20 protein-coding genes are annotated in these 20,359 nt (G+C 44.4%); 4 read left to right on the top strand and 16 right to left on the bottom strand.

The window, feature by feature from the left end:
- Positions 1-5: 5 nt before the first annotated feature.
- The 11 genes from QQK21_RS21435 to gspC are packed head-to-tail and all read right to left on the bottom strand — an operon-like array spanning position 6 to position 10,486.
- Entirely contained in the window at positions 6-497 is a 492-nt protein-coding gene (locus tag QQK21_RS21435) for a type II secretion system protein M (protein ID WP_284194210.1), read from the bottom strand.
- Positions 498-506: 9 nt separating this feature from the next.
- Positions 507-1,718 (bottom strand): type II secretion system protein GspL, encoded by a 1,212-nt coding sequence (gspL, locus tag QQK21_RS21430; RefSeq protein WP_284194209.1) that lies wholly within the window; start codon positions 1,716-1,718, stop codon positions 507-509.
- Entirely contained in the window at positions 1,681-2,700 is a 1,020-nt protein-coding gene (gspK, locus tag QQK21_RS21425) for a type II secretion system minor pseudopilin GspK (RefSeq protein WP_284194208.1), read from the bottom strand. The genes gspL and gspK overlap by 38 nt, the downstream gene beginning before the upstream one ends.
- Positions 2,700-3,347: a type II secretion system minor pseudopilin GspJ gene (gspJ, locus tag QQK21_RS21420; RefSeq protein WP_284194207.1), complete on the bottom strand. Its 648-nt coding sequence runs from the start codon at positions 3,345-3,347 to the stop codon at positions 2,700-2,702. Before gspJ ends, gspK begins: the two co-directional genes overlap by 1 nt.
- Positions 3,334-3,687, bottom strand: coding sequence for a type II secretion system minor pseudopilin GspI (gene gspI / locus QQK21_RS21415; RefSeq protein WP_284194206.1), 354 nt, complete (start codon positions 3,685-3,687; stop codon positions 3,334-3,336). Before gspI ends, gspJ begins: the two co-directional genes overlap by 14 nt.
- The gene (locus QQK21_RS21410; RefSeq protein WP_284194205.1) at positions 3,677-4,279 is read right to left on the bottom strand and encodes a prepilin-type N-terminal cleavage/methylation domain-containing protein; all 603 of its coding nucleotides are present in this window, start codon (positions 4,277-4,279) and stop codon (positions 3,677-3,679) included. The genes gspI and QQK21_RS21410 overlap by 11 nt, the downstream gene beginning before the upstream one ends.
- A 33-nt stretch (positions 4,280-4,312) precedes the next feature.
- A complete protein-coding gene (gspG, locus tag QQK21_RS21405) occupies positions 4,313-4,756 on the bottom strand; it encodes a type II secretion system major pseudopilin GspG (protein WP_284194204.1) in 444 nt (147 codons plus the stop codon).
- Positions 4,757-4,809: 53 nt separating this feature from the next.
- A complete protein-coding gene (gene gspF / locus QQK21_RS21400; protein WP_284194203.1) occupies positions 4,810-6,033 on the bottom strand; it encodes a type II secretion system inner membrane protein GspF in 1,224 nt (407 codons plus the stop codon).
- Positions 6,033-7,517, bottom strand: coding sequence for a type II secretion system ATPase GspE (gene gspE / locus QQK21_RS21395; RefSeq protein ID WP_284194202.1), 1,485 nt, complete (start codon positions 7,515-7,517; stop codon positions 6,033-6,035). The genes gspF and gspE overlap by 1 nt, the downstream gene beginning before the upstream one ends.
- Complete coding sequence (gene gspD / locus QQK21_RS21390) at positions 7,517-9,562, bottom strand: type II secretion system secretin GspD (protein ID WP_284194201.1); 2,046 nt, start codon at positions 9,560-9,562, stop codon at positions 7,517-7,519. The genes gspE and gspD overlap by 1 nt, the downstream gene beginning before the upstream one ends.
- Positions 9,563-9,601: 39 nt before the next feature.
- The gene (gene gspC / locus QQK21_RS21385) at positions 9,602-10,486 is read right to left on the bottom strand and encodes a type II secretion system protein GspC (RefSeq protein WP_284194200.1); all 885 of its coding nucleotides are present in this window, start codon (positions 10,484-10,486) and stop codon (positions 9,602-9,604) included.
- Positions 10,487-10,743: 257 nt separating this feature from the next.
- Here gspC and hslR point away from each other — a divergent pair, with 257 nt between their 5' ends.
- The 4 genes from hslR to QQK21_RS21365 all read left to right on the top strand — a co-directional run bounded on the left by hslR (position 10,744) and on the right by QQK21_RS21365 (position 16,086).
- Positions 10,744-11,130, top strand: coding sequence for a ribosome-associated heat shock protein Hsp15 (gene hslR, locus QQK21_RS21380; protein ID WP_284194199.1), 387 nt, complete (start codon positions 10,744-10,746; stop codon positions 11,128-11,130).
- 54 nt (positions 11,131-11,184) lie between these two features.
- Positions 11,185-12,060, top strand: a complete 876-nt coding sequence (gene hslO, locus QQK21_RS21375) for an Hsp33 family molecular chaperone HslO (RefSeq protein WP_284194198.1) — start codon at positions 11,185-11,187, stop codon at positions 12,058-12,060.
- A gap of 337 nt (positions 12,061-12,397) precedes the next feature.
- Complete coding sequence (gene pckA / locus QQK21_RS21370) at positions 12,398-14,026, top strand: phosphoenolpyruvate carboxykinase (ATP) (protein WP_284194197.1); 1,629 nt, start codon at positions 12,398-12,400, stop codon at positions 14,024-14,026.
- Between the two features lie 167 nt (positions 14,027-14,193).
- Positions 14,194-16,086 carry an AsmA family protein gene (locus tag QQK21_RS21365; RefSeq protein ID WP_284194196.1) on the top strand — a complete coding sequence of 631 codons (1,893 nt, stop codon included), beginning with the start codon at positions 14,194-14,196 and terminating at the stop codon, positions 16,084-16,086.
- On the opposite strand, the gene QQK21_RS21360 is transcribed toward QQK21_RS21365, so the two are convergent.
- The 5 genes from QQK21_RS21360 to QQK21_RS21340 form a co-directional block, all read right to left on the bottom strand.
- On the bottom strand, positions 16,083-17,021 hold the full coding sequence (locus QQK21_RS21360; protein ID WP_284194195.1) for a bifunctional GNAT family N-acetyltransferase/hotdog fold thioesterase: 939 nt from the start codon (positions 17,019-17,021) through the stop codon (positions 16,083-16,085). The genes QQK21_RS21365 and QQK21_RS21360 overlap by 4 nt on opposite strands.
- A 51-nt stretch (positions 17,022-17,072) precedes the next feature.
- Positions 17,073-17,507, bottom strand: a complete 435-nt coding sequence (dtd, locus tag QQK21_RS21355; protein WP_284194194.1) for a D-aminoacyl-tRNA deacylase — start codon at positions 17,505-17,507, stop codon at positions 17,073-17,075.
- Positions 17,479-18,396, bottom strand: coding sequence for a virulence factor BrkB family protein (locus QQK21_RS21350; protein ID WP_431313153.1), 918 nt, complete (start codon positions 18,394-18,396; stop codon positions 17,479-17,481). The genes dtd and QQK21_RS21350 overlap by 29 nt, the downstream gene beginning before the upstream one ends.
- An 82-nt stretch (positions 18,397-18,478) precedes the next feature.
- The gene (locus QQK21_RS21345; protein WP_284194193.1) at positions 18,479-19,387 is read right to left on the bottom strand and encodes an ABC transporter permease; all 909 of its coding nucleotides are present in this window, start codon (positions 19,385-19,387) and stop codon (positions 18,479-18,481) included.
- Positions 19,384-20,352 carry an ABC transporter permease gene (locus QQK21_RS21340; RefSeq protein ID WP_284194192.1) on the bottom strand — a complete coding sequence of 323 codons (969 nt, stop codon included), beginning with the start codon at positions 20,350-20,352 and terminating at the stop codon, positions 19,384-19,386. Before QQK21_RS21340 ends, QQK21_RS21345 begins: the two co-directional genes overlap by 4 nt.
- Positions 20,353-20,359 lie beyond the last annotated feature (7 nt).

The following is a 20,359-nucleotide window of genomic DNA, read 5'->3' as shown; positions in this document are numbered from 1 at the left end:
CAACTCTATCCTTTTACAAACTGAAGGCGTTTGATTTCAACAACACCTTCTTGAGCACCCTTATCTATATCGACAAACGTCGCTGATATGCCATGCTTTTCTTGAAGAAAAGTCATCCAATCAATCAAGCTATTAAACGGCATAGGCTGTACCCACACCTGCAGCTCATCACCTCTCGGTTGCACTCTAACCAACTCAGCACCAAAACGCGAAGCCGTCGAAGAAATAGATTGATTTAAAGGTAAATTCGATGACGACACACCACCTTTAGCTCGTAATTGGGTGATGTTATCTGCTTTAGTTTTCACCCAGCTCAAAAGCTGTTTTTCCGTTTGAATTCGCTGAGTTGCCATTTCTGCTCTTTGACTGAAGGGCTGGACAATCCCCCAGTAAATGATACCCAAGCACAGAAACGCGCCACAAACCATAAGCATACGTTGCTCACGAGGACTTGTGTCCATCCACCAACGCTGTATTGTCGTTAATAACTGTTTCATTCTAACCTCTTACAGACGCTTAAGCACAAAGCTACCATTAACCAAAGAGCCCGACTTACTCAATTGCCCCTGCTCAACAGTGAATTTGTCCGATAACAACTCACGCGCTTTTTCAAAGGTTTGAAAATCATTGCTCTGAGCCTCCAGCCGTACCTCACCTCGAGAACCGTCATACTTAAAGCTGGTCAGTTTTAATCCCGGCACTTGCTTCATCACTTGAGGCATTTTGATCATCCAATCGAGTACTGAGTCACCACCACCACCAGACAATACTTTTTCTTCACGTTCTAACTCTCCCTTGAGATAAGTAACGGTCGGAATTTTGTTTTTGTTGATTATTTGGCGGAAAATCCGTTCACTCTCGCTACGATATGCATTAGCTTGAGATTCAGCATTCTGAATTTGAAGCCAGTTGTTAATGCCCAGCACCAGAATTAATACCCCAGCGGCGATGCCTGCTTTGCGCCAAACCTTCAGGTGACGACCCAATGAAGATTTGGGTTTGAATTCTCCAGAAAGAAGATTCAATTTGCTCTCTACCGCCCCCTCGGCAAGCAACTGCATCACCAGCTGTGGTGATGCATTTTGCCAATGCTGCTCTTGGACCAACTCTAGATCTGGCAGTGGCGAAAATGCATGCAACGTCAGATAGTTATCACCTTGCTTAGCCCATCCAGACTGAGCCAAAAAGTTCAGCCAAGATTTATCAATACTTATGGCTTGATAAGGGCCTTTTTTTACCAGCCACTGGCCATCCATTTCTGCTGCGGTTAATGCCATTTCCTCAGGCGCTGGCAACGCAAGGGCATCAGGTAACACCTTACGAACGGTAAAGCCTAGCTCGCGAAAATCTGCCAGAATAGACTCCAGCCAACTATGATCGATTCCACAAACATAAGCCTGCCCATCTTGCTTAGCAAGGACAGTGAAATGCAATTCATCCACATCTTGAGCAATGTCATCTTCGAGCAAAAATGGCAACATCGACTCTAGCTGGCGGTTAGCACCTGCTGGAATTTCAAGTTGCGTTAATACCAAATTAGCAGCCGATACCAACAAAATAAGCTGGCGTCCTTCAGCATAATGGGTAAGTTCAGATAAGTCCTGATGATCTTGCAGCTCACCGCTCGCTATCACTTCCTGTTGGCTTTCAGACCAAACCAGCCATTGAATTACTGCTGTTTTATTTTTGCTCAGCCGAACGATTAGAAACTCGTTCACCGATCCCTCCAAAGCGACGGCGTACTACCGTTGCAGTTTTTTTATCATCACTAAATAACAGGCTACGTAGCCGTATTCTAGATTTATCGACTAATACCTCAGCATCCAGCTCAAAATATTTGCTATCGACGCTCAGATATCCCTTTACTTGCTTCCTAGTATCCTCACTTATACCAGCAAACACCGCCTGACTAAGAAAATCATCTGTTGAGGCCCAGCCATCAGGCCCACGACCATCAAGCACCTCTTTTGCCTGTGACGCACTCAAGTTAGGGTAAAACATAGCAACCAACAATGCTGCCCTTTCTACCGGTATTGTATTTACATTCAGCCGTAAGTCATTGGTTGGTAATGCGCAAATCATTGGACCAACCTTTTCCATGACATCACCACTGACATCTTTGACTGCTCTTAACTCACTACTGTCTGCCAATAGCGTATTGGCACTAAGGTACGCTGGAGAAAGGCTTTCATAGTAACTATCTTCAACCCCTGATGATGAATTGACCGAATCGTTGCTGTCGGTATATTCCCACAAAGACTGAGCAATCGTTTCTGCTTGGTAGTTTTCTACCTGTAACTCTTCAAGTAGATTTTGAAATCTGGCCACCAAAAAAGGTTCCTGCGAAGAGCCTGCATTTTTCTCCGCCCCCGCCAAAGCATTAATATTAAAACACGCCTGCGCATCAACCAACCTACCGCTGACAGAGCCGTTGTCCAACGGTAAACCATCGAATTCGTTAGCCCAAGGCTGGGACAAATTGATGCTATCTGGATTGTCTTTATAACTTTGCTCAATGCCATATTTGGCCAGAGCCTCAACGCCCAAACTGTACCAATACGCTTGCTGGTAATTTATCTGATTCTGAGCACGCTTAAACTGGGTAAACAATCGGTCAGCCATGCTTGCTGCAATACTCACCATCACAGCCAGAAGAAGCAAAATAACGATCAGGGCAACGCCCTTCTGAGAGCGTCTCATTATTGCGTTTTCTCCTCAGAAGAGCTGATTTCACTACCTGAAGTCAAATAAATACGTTCAATCTTACCGTAATCTTTCAGCGTCAATTCGACCGCTATCGCTTTGGGCAATGCTTCTTTTTTGGTCCATTCTTTTGTCCAGTCTGAACCCTGCCAAAATTTGACTTCAAATTTCTCTACTTTATCTACCAGAGGCAAACTGACACCCTCTTGACCAGCAGGAGTATCGGCATAATGCCACCATACCCTCTCAAGCACATCGTCTTTTATTCGGTATCCAACTTTACTAATTTCCCCTCGAGGAAACTGTTGCTGAGGATTATGCCACCCTAGGCGTGTGAACATGATACCTTTAGCATCAGAGTCTATAAGATATTCTTTCCACTCCAAAAACATACCGTTAGATTCAGCACCATTGGTTCGAGTTTGGCGAGTTGCGATTTGTCGGAAGTCACCATCCATATACACTAGGGTACGCTGAAGCATTTTCAATCTTTCGCTGCGCTCAAGAGATAGCGCATTACTGCGTTGCACTTGATTGAGCACTTGATAGGCACCAACGCTTAAACTAGCAAAAATAGCAATGGCAACCAAAACTTCAATTAGCGTAAAGCCAGATTGCTTTCGCGAGGCTCTATTTCTGCACATAACTTCTTACCGTTACCACCGCAGAGCCTTTCTCTGTTGTCGCAACCTTGACATCAAACGCCTGCAAAATATCACCCTCGGTTTTAACAGGTTCAATTGACCAAAACCACTCCCGCCCAGCCAACTCTTCTTTACCTTTCTTCTTGCTTGGCTTACTTTGCGACAGTAACACTAAGGCCATTTGGTTATCCGCGACCAAGGCTGCAAAGGTTTTCTCTTCAAGGTAACTCAGGGTATTGATGTGCTGACTGACAGAGCGAATGGTTGCTATCGCCGCAGTGGCAAAAATAGCTAGAGCAATGAGCACCTCCAGCAAAGTCATCCCGCGCTTAGCCTTCATCAAGATTTTCTCCTGGCGCCAAAAGGACTATCTGGCCATTGTCTTTAGCAATGACTCGCCATGCGTCTCGTTCTGCATCACCGTGCGAAGGGTAAATCGCAACAACAAACGAGGTGACCTCACCACTAGAAACAATAAATACCTGTGGAGGCGGCAATTTTTTCTTGTCAAACAAGTCTTCAAACATATCATCATCAAATAGACCGCCTGGCTTAAACAAGCGATCGTCATCACCCCAAGCTCCCCCACCTAAGGTCAAGGAAATTGCTGCCGAACCGGCAAGATCGGTTTGATAAGGTATTTGTTCGATATCCAACTTTTTCCAGCCTTCACTTTCTAGTGTCATAAGAAAGTAGGCCGATTTCTTTTCATCGACTCGCAAGCCATAATCTCGGCCACTTAACATCGCCTCTTCATTTAGCAATAGCAGACGCTGATAAAGTGATTGAGCTTGCTTTTTGGACTCATCTTTTGCACTAGTCGGTAGTGTTGAGATCACCGCGACAGAGGCCAGTGACATTAGTACTAAAACCAGCAAAATCTCAAGCAACGTAAATCCTGCTCGAAGGCGAGTTAAATAAATCTGACGCATAGGAAAAAGAGGGCGGCTTATGCCGCCTCTGCCTTATTGAAAATCCTGAATATTCCAGTTACCAATGTCTGCATTAATACCTTCACCCCCCTCTTGCCCATCGGCTCCCAATGTAAAGATATCAACGTTGCCGTGATCACCTGGACTCAAGTACTGGTAGTCATTTCCCCAAGGGTCTGTCGGCAAGCGCTTAACATAACCACCATCACGATAGTTGCGTGGCTCTGGGCTGGAAGGCTTGTTAACTAACGCTTCTAAACCTTGATCCGTTGTCGGATAAACACTATTGTCCAGCTTATACATGTCGAGAGCGTTTTCTAACGCAACAATGTCAGTAATGGCTTTTTGTTGGTCCGCTTTTTCTTTATTACCCAATAAGTTCGGGACAACAAAACTGGCGAGGATACCCAGAATAACAATAACGACCATTACTTCTAACAGGGTGAAACCAGACTGTTTATTCATCTTTCTTTTCATTAGATTCTCCAAATAAAAACTCGTGTCAAAACGGGAAAGTCACTCGACGATGACTAACCACTCATTAAGTTATTCATTTCCAAAATTGGCATCATAGTTGCCATCACAATAAACAGAACCAGCCCAGCCATCAAGGCAATCAAAGCTGGGGTGAAGATACCTAACGCAATATTGACTGTGGACTCAAAATTTGCATCTTGGGTATCTGCTGCACGAGTGAGCATACTTTCTAATTCTCCACTTTGCTCACCACTGGCGATCATATGCAGCATCATAGGGGGGAATAACTTAGTTTGTTCAAGAGACTTTCTAAGGCTCGCACCTTCACGAACATTATCTGTAGCACTTAATACTTGCTGTTTAACATAGTGATTAGACATGACATCAACTGCGACTTTCATCCCCTCAAGAATCGGGATTGCACTCGATGTACAAATGGATAAAGTGCGAGCAAAACGTGACGTATTTAACCCACGTGAGATTTTGCCGATTAATGGCATATGCACAACTCTGCGATCCCAACTCAGTCGAACATTGGGTTTGCTCAAAGCCATCTTAGACAGATAAACCAAGGCCACGATAAAAAAGAAAACCTGAATGCCCCAATGTTGAATAAAGTCACTGGCTAGCAAAAGAATCTGAGTCGATTGAGGTAACTCTTGGCCCATTTGCACAAATTGACCAATAATTTTCGGCACAACGGCCGCCAATAAAAAAGCCACAATACCAATAGCAAATACAACCAAAACAACAGGATAAATCATCGCTTGCTGCAACTTGGAACGCATTTTCTGACGGTTTTCTGCGTAGTCAGCCAAACGCTCCAGCACCGCATCAAGATGGCCCGACTTTTCACCGGCAGACACCATAGATCGAAACAAATCATCAAAAATATGTGGAAAATCAGCTAGGCTGTCAGATAGTGTATAACCTTCGGTAACCTTTGAACGCACAGCCAAAAGCATGGTTCGTATGCGCGGCTTTTCTGACTGCTCTGACACCGCTTTAAGGCATTCCTCTAAGGGCATACCAGATTGCACTAGTGTCGCTAATTGACGAGTAATTAATGCTAAGTCAGGTGTACTAATACCACGCTTGAAAGTTAAACTTGGCTGGTCGTTTTGCTTTTTGGCTTTTTGCCGAGTTTCGGTCACCTCAACAGGCATAAGCCCCTGTTCTTTAAGACGAGCTCGAACTTGGCGCGCATTATCACCCTCAATGACACCTTTCTGGCTTTTTCCCTTTTTATTTAGAGCCTTGTATTCAAATGCTGCCATTAGCCCTCCTTCGTCACCCTCATCACTTCTTCAAGAGAGGTAATACCTTTACGGACTTTACTTAGCCCATCCTGACGAATGCTTGGCGTATGCTGTCGAATTACTTTCTCAATCGCTTGCTCACCGACTTCGCTATGTATGCTTTCCTGTACCTGCTCATCCACAACAAGCAGTTCATGGATACCGGTTCGTCCCTTGTAACCCTTGTTGTTGCAAAGCTCACAGCCTACCGGCTTAAACAAGGTTAGCTCATCATTCTCACTAAGTTCGAACAGCTTCTTTGTTTCCTTATCGGCTTGATAAGCCTCTTTACATCCCGAACATAACGTTCGCACTAAGCGTTGAGCGAGCACCCCAAGCAATGAAGAAGAAATCAAAAATGGCTCAATACCCATATCCCGCAAGCGAGTTATTGCACCGACAGCGGTGTTAGTGTGGAGAGTGGACATAACCAAGTGTCCAGTCAAAGAAGCCTGCACCGCGATCTGTGCTGTTTCCAAATCACGAATTTCACCCACCATTACAACGTCAGGGTCTTGGCGTAATATTGCTCGTAATCCGCGCGCAAATGTCATATCGACTTTTGGGTTAACCTGAGTTTGGCCAATACCATCGATATCAAATTCAATCGGGTCCTCAACCGTAAGAATATTACGTTCATTACTGTTCAGTTCCTGAAGCCCCGCATATAAGGTGGTTGATTTACCGGAGCCAGTCGGTCCTGTGACCAAGATAATACCGTGCGGCCGCTCTATCATAGTGCGGAAATTTGCATGATTAGCCGGTGTCATACCTAAACTGTGCAGGTCCAAACGAGTCGCGTTTTTATCTAGTAAACGCATAACCACACGTTCGCCATGAGAAGAGGGCATAGTTGAAACACGGACATCAACGGCTCGTCCACCGATACGCAGTGAAATACGCCCATCCTGAGGAATGCGTTTCTCCGCAATATCCATCTTAGCCATGACCTTAACTCGAGAAACAAGCAAAGGGGCAAGTTTGCGGCTTGGCGACAACACATCGCGTAAAACGCCATCGATACGAAAACGAATCGATAAGGCTTTCTCGAAGGTTTCTATATGAATATCCGAGGCGCCTTCTTTGATTGCTTCACCAAGCATGGCGTTGATAAGTTTGATAATGGGTGCATCATCGTCAGACTCGAGCAAATCTTCGTCTTGTGGCAGATCTTCGGCCAAGGAGAAAAAGTCATCGGTATCGGCACCAAGATCCTCCATTAACTGACGAGCCTCTGAAGAGTCTCGCTGATAAGCTTCAGTCAACTTGGTATCAAAAGACTCTTTTGATACTTCTTGAAGCTCAAAGTGCTCACCCACCACTCGTTTCACTTCGAGCAAAGCTTCTAGAGCTAGGGGGGCAACATAATACAGTAAAACCCCTTGATCCGTGGGCTCCAAAACCAATTTGAATCGATTAGCAAAACTAAAGGGCAAACGGCGAAATGCAACTACTTCATCCATCACTTGGTTTCCATTTGATCCAAGAAAGCCTGTATTTCTGCAGGATGGCGAATTTCCTCGCCAAACTTGGGTAGTACCGGTACTGGAACATCTTCCATCAGCTTAATACCTTCTTCCGCTTTGTATAATTGCTCGGCACGAATAAAGTTATATTTACGCTGAGTGATACCATCCGCTGTTAAGCCATCACGCATAATCGTCGGCTTGATAAATACCATCAGATTCCTTTTTGCCTTTGAAGAGCTGGTGGATTTAAATAATCGACCAAGGTAAGGAATGTCACCAAGCAGGGGAACCTTAGATTCAGTTTCTGTGGTTTGCTCATCAATAAGGCCGCCTAAGACTATCATCTGTCCATCTTCAACCATAACCGTGGTATTGAGCTGACGCTTGGCAAAGCTTACATCCACGGCGGCATTAGCCGTTGCCGGCAGCACATTTGAAACTTCTTGAGCAATGGTTAGCTGCACTGAGGTGCCTTCATTAATTTGCGGCGTGACGGTGAGCTTAACACCGACATCTTTACGCTCTACCGTCTGAAAGGGATTGTCATTGTTAGAACCCGTTTGTGAGCCTGTAATTACGGGGACCTCTTCACCGACGATAAATTCCGCTTCTTCATTATCGACAACTGTGATACTCGGAGACGACAAAATATTCGATTGGGTATCGCTCGAAACTGCACTAATCAAAGCGGTCCAATCGCCCATAACCACACTTAAAGCCGCACCATTAACCCCACCTAATGCAGATGCTAAAGTGGAGTAGTCACCACTTTCTGTTGTAATTTGTTCAACATAACCAGCATCATTGGCCGCTGGATTTTCAGGGTCATACGTTAAGTTTGAGTTTTCTTTGTCCTTGGCTTCTTCAAGCCCCACCATCACTTGACCAATCTGTGCTCCCGAATTTGGATACTGAATGACAGCGCCTGTTTCCAATGAGCCCCACTGCACGCCTAAATTAATCCCATCACCTTCAGACAACTCAACAATTAAGGCCTCAATCAGTACCTGAGCACGACGAATATCAATCTGAGAAATCACATCTAATAGCGAATTCATAATATCTGGCGGCGCAGTCAGCACAAGGGCATTGGTCCCTTCATGAGCGGAGATCATCACTTCGTTGCGGTTGGAGCTCTTCGCCGCTTTCGTGCCTGATGATTTTTCTTCCTGAAGATTTTCAGATACGCCTTTCAACACATCGACCAAATCTTCTGCTTTAGCATACTTAAGATAGACAACACGGTTGTTACCTTTGGTTGCCATTTCCACATCAAGCTGTTTGATAAGCTTACGTAATCGTTGACGAACTTGTGGATCGCCAGAGATAAGAATGGAGTTGGTTCTGTCATCGGCAACCAATTTAGGTTCAAGAAAGGCAGGCGTACTTTTATCTGTTGTTTTGTTTAGAGCATCAACGATGCGCACCATTTCAGCGGCTGATGCGTTGTCCAGCTCAACCACTTCAATTTCTTTATCACCCGCTTGGTCAACGCGCTTGATAATATCAGCTAAGCGATTAACCACAGCGGCACGACCTGTAATCAGAATAATATTGGCTGGGTCATAGTGAACGACGTTACCAGCGCCTGCGTTATCATTGAGTTGACGCAACAAGGGAGAGAGCTCTCGAACCGATACATTGCGCACCGCCACAACCCGAGTGACTACCGCATCACCGCCAATAGAGCCATCACCAACCACAGGAATCGCAGAGGTCTTAGCATCTTTCGACTTGATAACCTTCATCACGCCATTGTCCATTTCAACAACCGCGTATCCATAAACTTCTAGAACATTGAGGAAGAAGCTGTAGTATTGTTCTTCGGTCAACATATCATAGCTACGGACGTCAATTTTGCCTCGCACCGAAGGTTCAACAATGATGGTTTTCTCTAAATTTCGACCAACGATATTAATGAACTCCTGAATATCAGTGCCTTTAAAACTCGCACTGTATTCATTCGCCATTACCATCGCTGGAGACGTCAATAAGCTTCCTGCCAAAAGCCAAGTGCTTTTATTAAGCCAATGGTTCACCTTCTACTCCTCGGGATAATGTACGCGTTTGCATCATTATTATAATTCAATATAAATTTCAAAAGACTGGCCATCTCTTTCTACCGTCAAATTGAGCTCTGTCAGTGAAGACATGTTTTTAAAAATCTCACCCATTACAGCTGGATCACTCAGACTCTGGCCATTAATTTGTGTCGCGACATCTCCGGGCTTTAAGCCCACAGATTCAAACAATTCTTTATCCGCACCCGGAGATAGACGATAGCCAGTCACTTCCCCGTCTTCTTTCATTTGAGACATGCGAACATACTGGAAAATTTGCTTTGGGTCTTGGCGGATAGCTGAACGAATTTCCTCAAGTTTATCCGCAGAAACTTCTGCTTTTACCGATTGAGACGGAGAGTCTGAATGAGATTGAGGCTGGGGCTGAGGATCCTTAGTATATTTAAGGCCTTCTAACATCACGGTCTCGTTGCGACCCGAATTGTCAACGATAATGCGATCGTAAAGTACCTCAACCACTTTGGCCCGAGTACCTTCAAGCATTTCACCAATACCATAAGTGGCTTGTTGACCACGATTAGCCACAACGGCTAAATTTTTTCCTTCTTCGCTGCTGGTCACCACACCCACCAAAACAACGCTCAAACGACTCTTAGGTGCTTCAGTAACCACCTTTTTCTTTGCGACAGGCGCTTGTGCCTGATAGCGCCCAAATAAGTGGCTATTTTGTAGATCGGCAGTATTGAGACCTGTATTTTTCTCAACATTGCTGGATAGAGACGCAGGTTTCCAAGGAATGACGGATTCAGATTGAAGAGGTTGCCATATTAGACTACCAGCGACCCATGCAGTGATAGATAATAAAATGACGGTTGTCACTGCACTTAAGCGATCCTGATTTTTCAGAAAACTGTCCAGTTGAATTACACCACGAATATTCACTCACAATCCTTTTGATAACCAGCTGACGAAGCCATCATACTAGGTATGATTTACCAACCAGAGAATTCTTTCAATAACATTTGTCTTTGAACTGAGCATTCTACCAAAATATTCAACAGTCAACATACTAATCAGACTGATTAACGTACAAAGCTGTTGATTTTTGCTACCTACCTTGAAAAATGAGCGCTGTATCACCATTGTTACTCCATTAATTGAGCACAAGATTGATCATAATTCAGAGGTTAGTATCTACTATGGCCACCGAAATGGAAGCAGTCAGACTCGACAAATGGCTCTGGGCTGCTCGTTTTTACAAAACACGCTCTATTGCTCGTAATATGGTCGATGGCGGTAAAGTTCATTATAATGGACAACGCAGCAAGCCAAGTAAAGCAGTAGAATTAGGCGCTATCATTACCCTTAGGCAAGGGCAAGAAGAAAAAACCGTGGTGATAGAAAAAATTTCTGACCAAAGGCGTGGGGCTCCAGAAGCACAAACTCTCTATAAAGAAACTGAGAGCAGCATTGCTAAACGAGAAGATAACGCAATTCAACGTAAGCTGAATGCGCACAATCCCAGTCCAGATCGCCGCCCCGACAAAAAACAGCGGCGCGACATAATTAAATTTAAACACCAATAAATATCAGTACACCAAACGGCTGGTATCAGTACCATACGTACGAGGAAATACTTAATGGCACACAATGTTTTAAATCGCTATCTTTTTGAAGACCTGTCTGTACGTGGCGAGTTGGTACAATTGAGTGATGCATATCAACGGATTATTTCCAGCAAAGACTATCCGGCACCTCTTAAAACCCTGTTGGGTGAACTCTTGGTCTCAACCACGCTTTTAACAGCAACGTTAAAGTTTGAAGGGTCAATCACCATGCAATTGCAAGGCGATGGTCCCGTATCTCTAGCCGTAATAAATGGCGACAATGACCAAAAAATACGTGGAGTGGCCCGTTGGGAAGGCGAACTCGAAGACGATGCAACGATTCACGACATGATGGGTAAAGGCTATCTAGTTATTACTATTGAACCCAAGAAAGGTGAACGATATCAAGGCATTGTCGCTCTTGAAGGTGACAGCCTAGCAGAGATTCTAGAAGGATACTTCGCTAATTCAGAACAACTCAAAACTCGTCTGTGGATACGAACTGGAGAATACCAAGGCAAACCACAGGCTGCTGGGATGCTGATTCAAGTCATGCCAGATGGAACAGGAAGCCCTGATGACTTTGAACATCTAGAGAAGCTAACAGACACCATCAAAAATGATGAATTGTTCGCACTTGAAGCCAACGAGCTTTTATATCGCCTATACAACCAAGAAAAAGTACGCCTGTTTGAACCTCAATCCGTTGTCTTTCACTGTGGCTGCTCAAGAGAAAAAAGCGGCGCTGCAATAGTCACCCTAGAGCGAGAAGAAGTAAACGACATTCTAGCCGAGGTGGGTTCAATTTCTTTACACTGTGATTATTGTGGTACTGACTATTCGTTCGACCAAGCTCAAGTGGCAGTTCTATTTGACCAAGCAAGTTCTGATGGTAATACGCTGCATTAATTCACCAAAAATAAAAAGCCTGTAACTAACCTATCAAAAAGCCAGTCACTAGCTGGCTTTTTGTAATTCACGTCACAATAAAACAACACAAAACGTAACAAAGTAACAACTTAATTTTTGCAAATTAATAATTAATTTATCTCTAGCGCAATCCTTTGCGTGCACGATACACTGTCGCTGCTATTGTGTGATGAGTCGCTGAAAACCAAATGGCTAACATGGATTCTTTTTGAACTACATCCCTGTTTTGCCCAGCACCCGTTGTTAGCATGGTGAGCAGATAACCACTAAAACATTATTAGAACATCCCTACGATATATTCCTACAAGGAGCACCTATGACCGTTATGGAGCATGCACAGGCTGCAACAATTGATCTTACCAAACACGGGCTTCACAACGTAAAAGAAGTTGTTCGCAACCCAAGTTACGAAATGCTGTTCGAAGAAGAAACCCGCGCAGACCTAGAAGGCTATGAAAAGGGTATAGTAACAGAGCTCGGCGCCGTGGCCGTAGACACTGGTATTTTTACTGGGCGCTCACCTAAAGATAAATACATCGTCAAAGACGCAACAACAGAAGAACACATGTGGTGGACTTCTGATTCAGTTAAAAATGACAACAAGCCAATTACGCAGCAAGTCTGGAATGATCTCAAAGAGCAGGTCACCAATCAACTCTCTGGTAAGCGTGTCTTCGTTATAGACGGTTATTGTGGCGCAAACCCGAATTCTCGTCTTTGCATTCGAGTGATCACGGAAGTGGCATGGCAAGCTCATTTTGTAAAAAATATGTTTATTCGCCCTAGCGAAGAAGAGTTGAAAACATTTGAACCCGATTTCGTTGTCATGAACGGTGCTAAATGCACCAATGAAAAATGGCAAGAACATGGTCTAAATTCAGAAAACTTTACTGTATTTAACCTAACTGAACGCATGCAACTTATCGGCGGCACATGGTACGGCGGCGAAATGAAGAAAGGCATGTTCGCCATGATGAACTATTTCTTACCTTTGCAAGATATTGCTTCAATGCATTGCTCTGCCAATATGGGTAAAGAGGGAGATGTCGCCATTTTCTTCGGTTTATCAGGTACAGGCAAAACAACCTTATCCACCGATCCTAAACGCGCACTTATCGGTGACGATGAGCATGGCTGGGATGACGATGGTGTCTTCAACTTTGAAGGTGGCTGCTATGCAAAAACCATCAAATTGTCAAAACAAGCAGAACCCGATATTTACAATGCCATTCGTCGTGATGCTTTACTAGAAAATGTCACCGTACTGAGCGATGGCTCTATCGACTTTGACGATGGCTCAAAAACGGAAAATACTCGAGTCTCTTACCCGATTGAGCATATTGAGAATATCGTTAAACCCATTTCTAAAGGCGGTCACGCCAATAAGGTTATATTCCTTTCTGCAGATGCATTTGGTGTACTTCCTCCAGTGTCTAAACTCACACCAGAGCAGACCAAATACCACTTCCTCTCAGGCTTTACGGCAAAATTAGCAGGAACCGAGCGTGGCATTACTGAACCAACACCAACCTTCTCAGCATGTTTTGGCGCAGCGTTCTTAACCTTGCACCCAACCAAGTATGCCGAAGTGCTAGTGAAACGCATGGAAGCAGCTGGTGCAGAAGCTTATCTTGTCAACACGGGTTGGAACGGCAGCGGTAAACGAATCTCGATTCAAGACACTCGCGGTATTATTGACGCTATCTTAGATGGCTCAATTGAGCAAGCAGAGACGAAGCATATCCCTATTTTTAATCTCGAAGTACCAACAGCGCTGCACGATGTTGACCCAAGCATATTAGACCCACGCGACACATACAGCGAGGCACAAGAATGGGAAAGCAAAGCTAAAGATCTTGCTAAGCGCTTCATCGATAACTTCGCTAAGTATACCGACAATGACGAAGGTAAATCATTGGTTGCTGCTGGACCACAGCTAGACTAAGCAAGACTTTTGTCGAGGACGTGACTTACCTGCCTGATAGGTCTGGTAAGCCACGCTTTCAAACAGGTAAATTTATATTCTAAGCCTCTATAAAAAGGGGCTTTTTGTTGCCTGAAGAAGAAAAATACTCCAAGCTAGTTTACATCTGCTTCAAAGGGATAGCTGGAATGTTAAAAAAAATGCTTGTGGTTGCCACCGTGACCATCATAGGTGTCAGCAGCTTATTAATCGTCTCATTATTTTTCCTACTTCAGTCTCGTTACTCGGCAAGCATCATCAATATAGTGTTTGAAAGACTTACTCCATACACAATAACCACTCAACAAGCATCCTATTTACCTCCATACCAATTCACTTTTGAGGATGTTGAGATTAACGGTGACTCTCAGCCGATCCAGATTCCCAAGCTTTCACTATGGATTTCTCCCACATTGTGGACCAACCAAAAATTGTCTTTAGATTCCATTCTCATTGAAGAAGCAAACTTGAACTTTGAAGCGCTCAATTCACCACTGCTAAAATCTGTAAATACAAAGCAGTTGGCTCTTCAGAATGTGGATATTCATGCTGCCAACTGGTCGGCAAGAGATGTGAATATTCAAATACAGCAACCAGAATGGCGTTCACCAAGACAAACTATACCCTTTGGAGAAATTCAGGCATCGGCACAACAACTGTATGTAGATGGAGAAGCCTTAGACCAATTACTGATTGACGGTCAATACAAGGCTCAAGACAGCACGATTTATGGCGTTTCTTTCAAATGGCAAGGGGCGAATATATCTGGCCAAGCCGAGCAATTTGAACAAGGCTGGTCACTGATCAATGTCACCGTCAATCAACTCAGACTCTCGCAAACATCCTCGATAAAAAAACTCCTATCAGGCCTTAACGACTTAATGTTGCCTGTTTATCACATCAATAGCTTAGATATTCTAAATAGCGATCTGCATTATGCTGGATGGCAATTTAATCAAATGGATGCCTCATTAGAAGACTACTTTATCAACCGCCCGTTAGAGCAACAAAAACAAGCAAGTTTGTCATTGAGTGCTGAAAGCATCGATTATGCGCAGCTACGTCTCATCAGCCCAACAGCGAGATTGAATATATCCGATTTAGGTGTTTACTTGGATGAGTTCGACGCTGACTTTAAACAAGGTCGCATTCAAATGAGCGGCTCTCTAAAGCAAAAGCAACTGCAACTCAACTGGCTGAAAATCTCTGGCGTCAAGTGGTTAGAGGATTCCAATCAATTACTTGCTTCCCTAACTGAGGTATTCGGCTCACTAGAGTCTTTGGATATTAACGAGTTAGAGATCAAGAATACTCAGTTAATCCAAGTCGAACAGCGGCCCTACTGGCAGCTTTCAGGTTTGAATGTAGAAGGAAAAAATCTCAGCTTAATTCGCGCAGGGCAATCCAGTTTATATCAAGGCAGTGTTGAGATAAGCGCCAACAATGCGAGTCTAGACAATCTATTAACCACTCAAGCAATTGTCAATGTTGCCGCCAAAGAAGGGAATATTGACCTAGAGCGAGCTTTCCTACCCTTGGCGAGAGGGTATATAGAAGCGAGCGGACGGTGGCAGAAACAAGCCATTAGCGCACCTTGGCAACTCACATTGCATCTCGATGGGCTGCCCGTCGACTTACCCTTAGTTCAGGCCCAATTACCATTTCAAATCATAGGAATGGCCGAAGCCGATGCCAGTCTTGAAGGGCTATCAGGAGACTATCCCATATTAGCCCATAGCCTCAGTGGTTCCATTGACTTACAGCTGCATCAAGCGGCGCTTCAAGTAAAAGACCCTGATGACACCATAAGTTACCAGCAACAATGGCCATTAGACACAATAAAAGTGAGTATAGATAGGGGTCGAATAGCAATGTTGGCTAAAGGCAGTAACGCCGAACTGGCCGGCAATATTGACCTCGCTAAGTACCCATTCGGCACCTTAATCTTCACTAGTGAAAGTAACTGCAAAAGACTGTGGTCCGATATTTTAAGTCAAACCAATCTTGTTCAGGAAATATGTTCATCAAAAGCTGAAAATTAATCGCCTTCAGTGGCCGGGGTCACACCAAGTATTGATTTGTAATCTGGCAACAGCATGTAAGTACCTACAAACTCAACAGCTGGTACATCACCGCTGTAAATGGTTACATAGATAATAATCCGCGCTTTACGGCCAGAGGCGAGACGATCTAAATCACCACTTATCCCATCAAGAGATGTCGACGCAACCGGATTCTGAGTCACTGGATGTCGATAACGTATCTGGCTGTCCGCTAAAACAATATCGCCACATAAGCCACGCTCTTTCATCAGTAGCCAAGTCATACCCCAACCAGTGAGCGTGGCAAGAGTAAACGCAGAACCAGCAAACATCGTATTATGTGGATTTAGATTTGGGTTGAGTTGGGAGCCACATTCAAACTGATAACCTGTATATTGATTAATCTTGATGCCCATTTTGTCACTGATAGGGATTTGATGCTCCCAACGCTCTTGCAGCTCGGTACACCAATCTGGCCGGCGCAAAACATTTGCCATAGGATCTAATTGCTTGACCATTTGCTGATGACGAATTGGGCCACGTTCATCGGTGAGCTCTCCACGGCGCTCAAAACCATTCTTTTCATAAAACGAAATGGCATCCTCACGAGCATTACAAACGAGTCGTTTTGCCCCCTCTTGGCGAGCTAACGATTCCAAAGCGACTAATACTAACGACCCCATGCCTTTACTGCGACGCGTATTTTTTACCGCCATATAGCGAATCTGCCCTTCACTATCAGGAGTGATATAAAGGCGCCCAACAGCCATTGGCCTTCCTCTTCCATCCACAATCATGCGATGATGACTCATGGCATCATATTCATCTCGCTCAGAACCAATAGGCATGCGCCAAGGTTCACGTAGCATTTGCCAACGAAAGTGATAGTACTTGTTGAGTTGATTATCCGTTTGAGGCGTGATCAGCTTAAACATAAAAATCCCTATTATTGGCTACGCGAAAGCGCGAACCTTTTCGTCTCATTATTATACCTGCAGCCAAAAGGTCACGGGGCCATCATTGATCAATGACACTTTCATATCTGCAGCAAACCAGCCACGCTCTGTTGGTATAAGTTCGCTACACTGGTTAGCAAAGTAATCATAAAGACGCTCAGCATCCGTGGGATGTGCGCCGCGAGAAAAACCCGCTCGTGTCCCTTTATTGGTATCCGCTGGCAAGGTGAATTGAGACACCACCAATACTTGACCATCCACTTGTTTAACATTGAGATTCATTTTACCTTCATCATCGCCAAACACGCGATAAGAGGTTACTCGTTCAGCTAAGCGCTTGGCTTTGGCTTCATCATCGCCTTTCTCAACGCCTAATAGCACCAGTAATCCATGGTTTATCTCACCAACCACTTCACCATCGACGCGTACCGCTGCCTCACTCACTCTTTGGATCAGTGCTATCACTATGTTGTCCTTCTTTTTGTTGTGGCTTGTCCGCCGCTAAGTGTACCACTTCTTGAGGCTCACTCCACTGCTCACGTTCACCCAAAGCCGCCGTCACCTCTGCGCCAATCAAGACAATTAACCAACACAAATAGACCCAAACAAACAAAATCGGGATTGCAGCTAAGGCACCATATATCAGCTGATACGATGGAAATTGAGTGATGTAGGCTGCAAAACCCTTTTTACTTGCCTCAAACAACATAGCAGCAACGATAGCGCCAATAAAGGCATGAGAAATATAGACCTTTTTGTTCGGCACTAAAATATAGAGCCCCATAAAGGCAAAAAAAGACAATATGAAAGGTAGCCAGCGCAGAACCAGTTCATAGATTCCAGAGATAGCCTCACTATCGAGTATTTTTAGCGAGGTAACATAAGAAGTCGCAGCGATACTCGCACCGACGAGGATAGGACCAAGCGTGAGCACCATCCAATACATGGAAAAGGAAAAGACCTTGCGACGCTTATGCTCAACTCGCCAGATATAGTTCAAGTTTTTATCAATGTTAGAAATCAACATCAGAGCCGCAACAAACAAAAACAAACCGCCGACTGCCGTCATCTTGCCTGTATTGGCAACAAATTCGAGTAATGCCTCTTTTACTGCATCTCCTGCCGCAGGAACGAAGTGAGTAATCACAAAGTCTTGGATTACATCACCGGCATTGGCAAAAATGGCAAACGAAGATAACACCGACAAAAGCACCGTCAGCATAGGAACAATAGAGAGCAAAGTGATATAAGCGAGATAACCCGCATTCACATTGACTCTATCATGACCCATTCTGACGATCAGATATCGCCCGAATCTCAGGCCATGCTTAGTAAGTTGCTCAACATTCAACATGGGCTCTCCCAATCAAAATAAAAACCAAGGCCCGCCTACCTCATATCAACCCGCTTGCTAGGTAACAGGCCAAAGTGTTTACCTATGATTTGGGATCGATAGCTTCTTGTAATCCATCACCCAGAAAGTTAATTGTGATCACTGTCATTAACACCATAATGCCGGGATAGACCGCAGCCATAGGGTACAACCACATAGCTTCACGAGCATTTTGCAGCATATTACCCCAAGATGGGGTCGGCGGATTAATGCCAAATCCTAAAAAGCTCAACGCACTTTCAGTTAAAATAGCACCGCCCACTCCAAGCGTCGTTGCTGTAATGACGGGTGCAATCACATTGGGAATGATATGCCTTAACATTACAAACCAATGTCCAGCGCCATAACCAATCGCGGCTTGGACATATTCCCTGTGTTTAACTGACAGAGTATTCGAACGCACCAACCGAGCCGCAAAAGGCCAGCCTAAAATAGAAAGTACCAATACCAATCGATAGATACTAAAACTATCACTACGAACCAAATCTTCAGATAACCCAAGTTTGGTCATATCGACGCTTTGAATCAGTATAAGCAACATGATGCTTGGTAAGCTAATAATGAAGTCAGCGCTGCGCATAATGAAAGCATCCACTCTACCACCATAATAACCCGCTATCACCCCAAGTACAGTGCCTATAATCGATGTGGTTAACGCAGCCATAAAAGCAAATGTAAGTGACACTTGGCCACCAAGCAGTAAGCGAGTAAAAATATCACGTCCAAGTTCATCGGTTCCAAGCACATTAAGTTCGTTTGGAGGTGAGAAGCGAGAGAATAAGTCATCAGCATAAGGGTCCACCCCAAGCCAGTATGCAATAGGATTAGCACCAAAGCAGACTAACGCCAGCAAACATAAAAACACCAGTGATAGCATGGCCAGCTTATGCCGAGATAAACGCTGTGCGACTTGAACCCAAGGGTTTTGGCTACGTTTTACCAAATAGCTCATTGAATGCCTCCCCTTGTTAAATCAATTCTTGGATCGACTTTTGAGTAAAGAATGTCAGCAATAAAATTCATCACAAGTATCGCTGTCGTCGCGACCATAAAGCAAAGCATGGCCACGTTGTAATCATTACCATTAATAGAATCTACTGTTAGCTTGCCAATACCTGGCCAGCTAAAAATTGTTTCCGTTAATACAGCGCCACTCATTAGTCCAGCAACATCCATCGCCAGCACGGTGATCATAGGAAGCATGCCATTTTTTATACAATGCTTGAGCAATACTCGTTTGGATGATAGCCCCTTAGCCTTTGCCGTACGCACAAAGTCTTGCCTAAATACCTCGAGCATACTTGAGCGCATAAAACGTGAAATCGATGCGATACTCAGCAAAGTTAAGCTCAGTATTGGCAAAATCATATACTCAAGCTTTGCCAACCCTTGCGCACCTTCCGCCTCCCCAGTGCCTCCTGCGGGAAAAATCGGCAGCACCACAGCAAAAATCATAATAAGCATCAGCGCAAGCCAAGCTGCTGGAGTTGAAAGAAATAGATAAGTTAGGCCACTGATTATGTAATCTGTCGCTTTGTTTTGCCGAACCGCGCACAGTACGCCAACCGGCAAAGCGATTGAAATTGACAGCAAGGTGCCACTACCCACCAAGATCAGCGTATTTTTCATCGCATCCCAAAGCACATCAAGGGCAGGCTGAGCAAACATGCGCGAGTAACCAAGATCGCCATGCACAGCATCTGTTAACCAAACAAAGTATCTCACATAAACGGGCTTATCGAGTCCTAGCTCTGCTTTAAGCCGAGCAACGTCCTCTGACGTCATACTCGGATTACTTTGCACCAACAAATCAATTGGATCACCGGGCATAAGTCCCATTAAGTTATATGCAGCAAATGACGCTAAAAAGAGTACCAATACCATTTGAAGGAAACGAGAGATAAGAAAGCGTTTCATCAGCGTC

Origin of the sequence: Vibrio zhanjiangensis, assembly GCF_030161235.1 — a bacterium.
Taxonomy (GTDB): Bacteria; Pseudomonadota; Gammaproteobacteria; order Enterobacterales; family Vibrionaceae; genus Vibrio; species Vibrio zhanjiangensis.
Note: the sequence above shows the minus strand (reverse complement) of the source record. Positions and strands in the feature narration are given on the sequence as shown.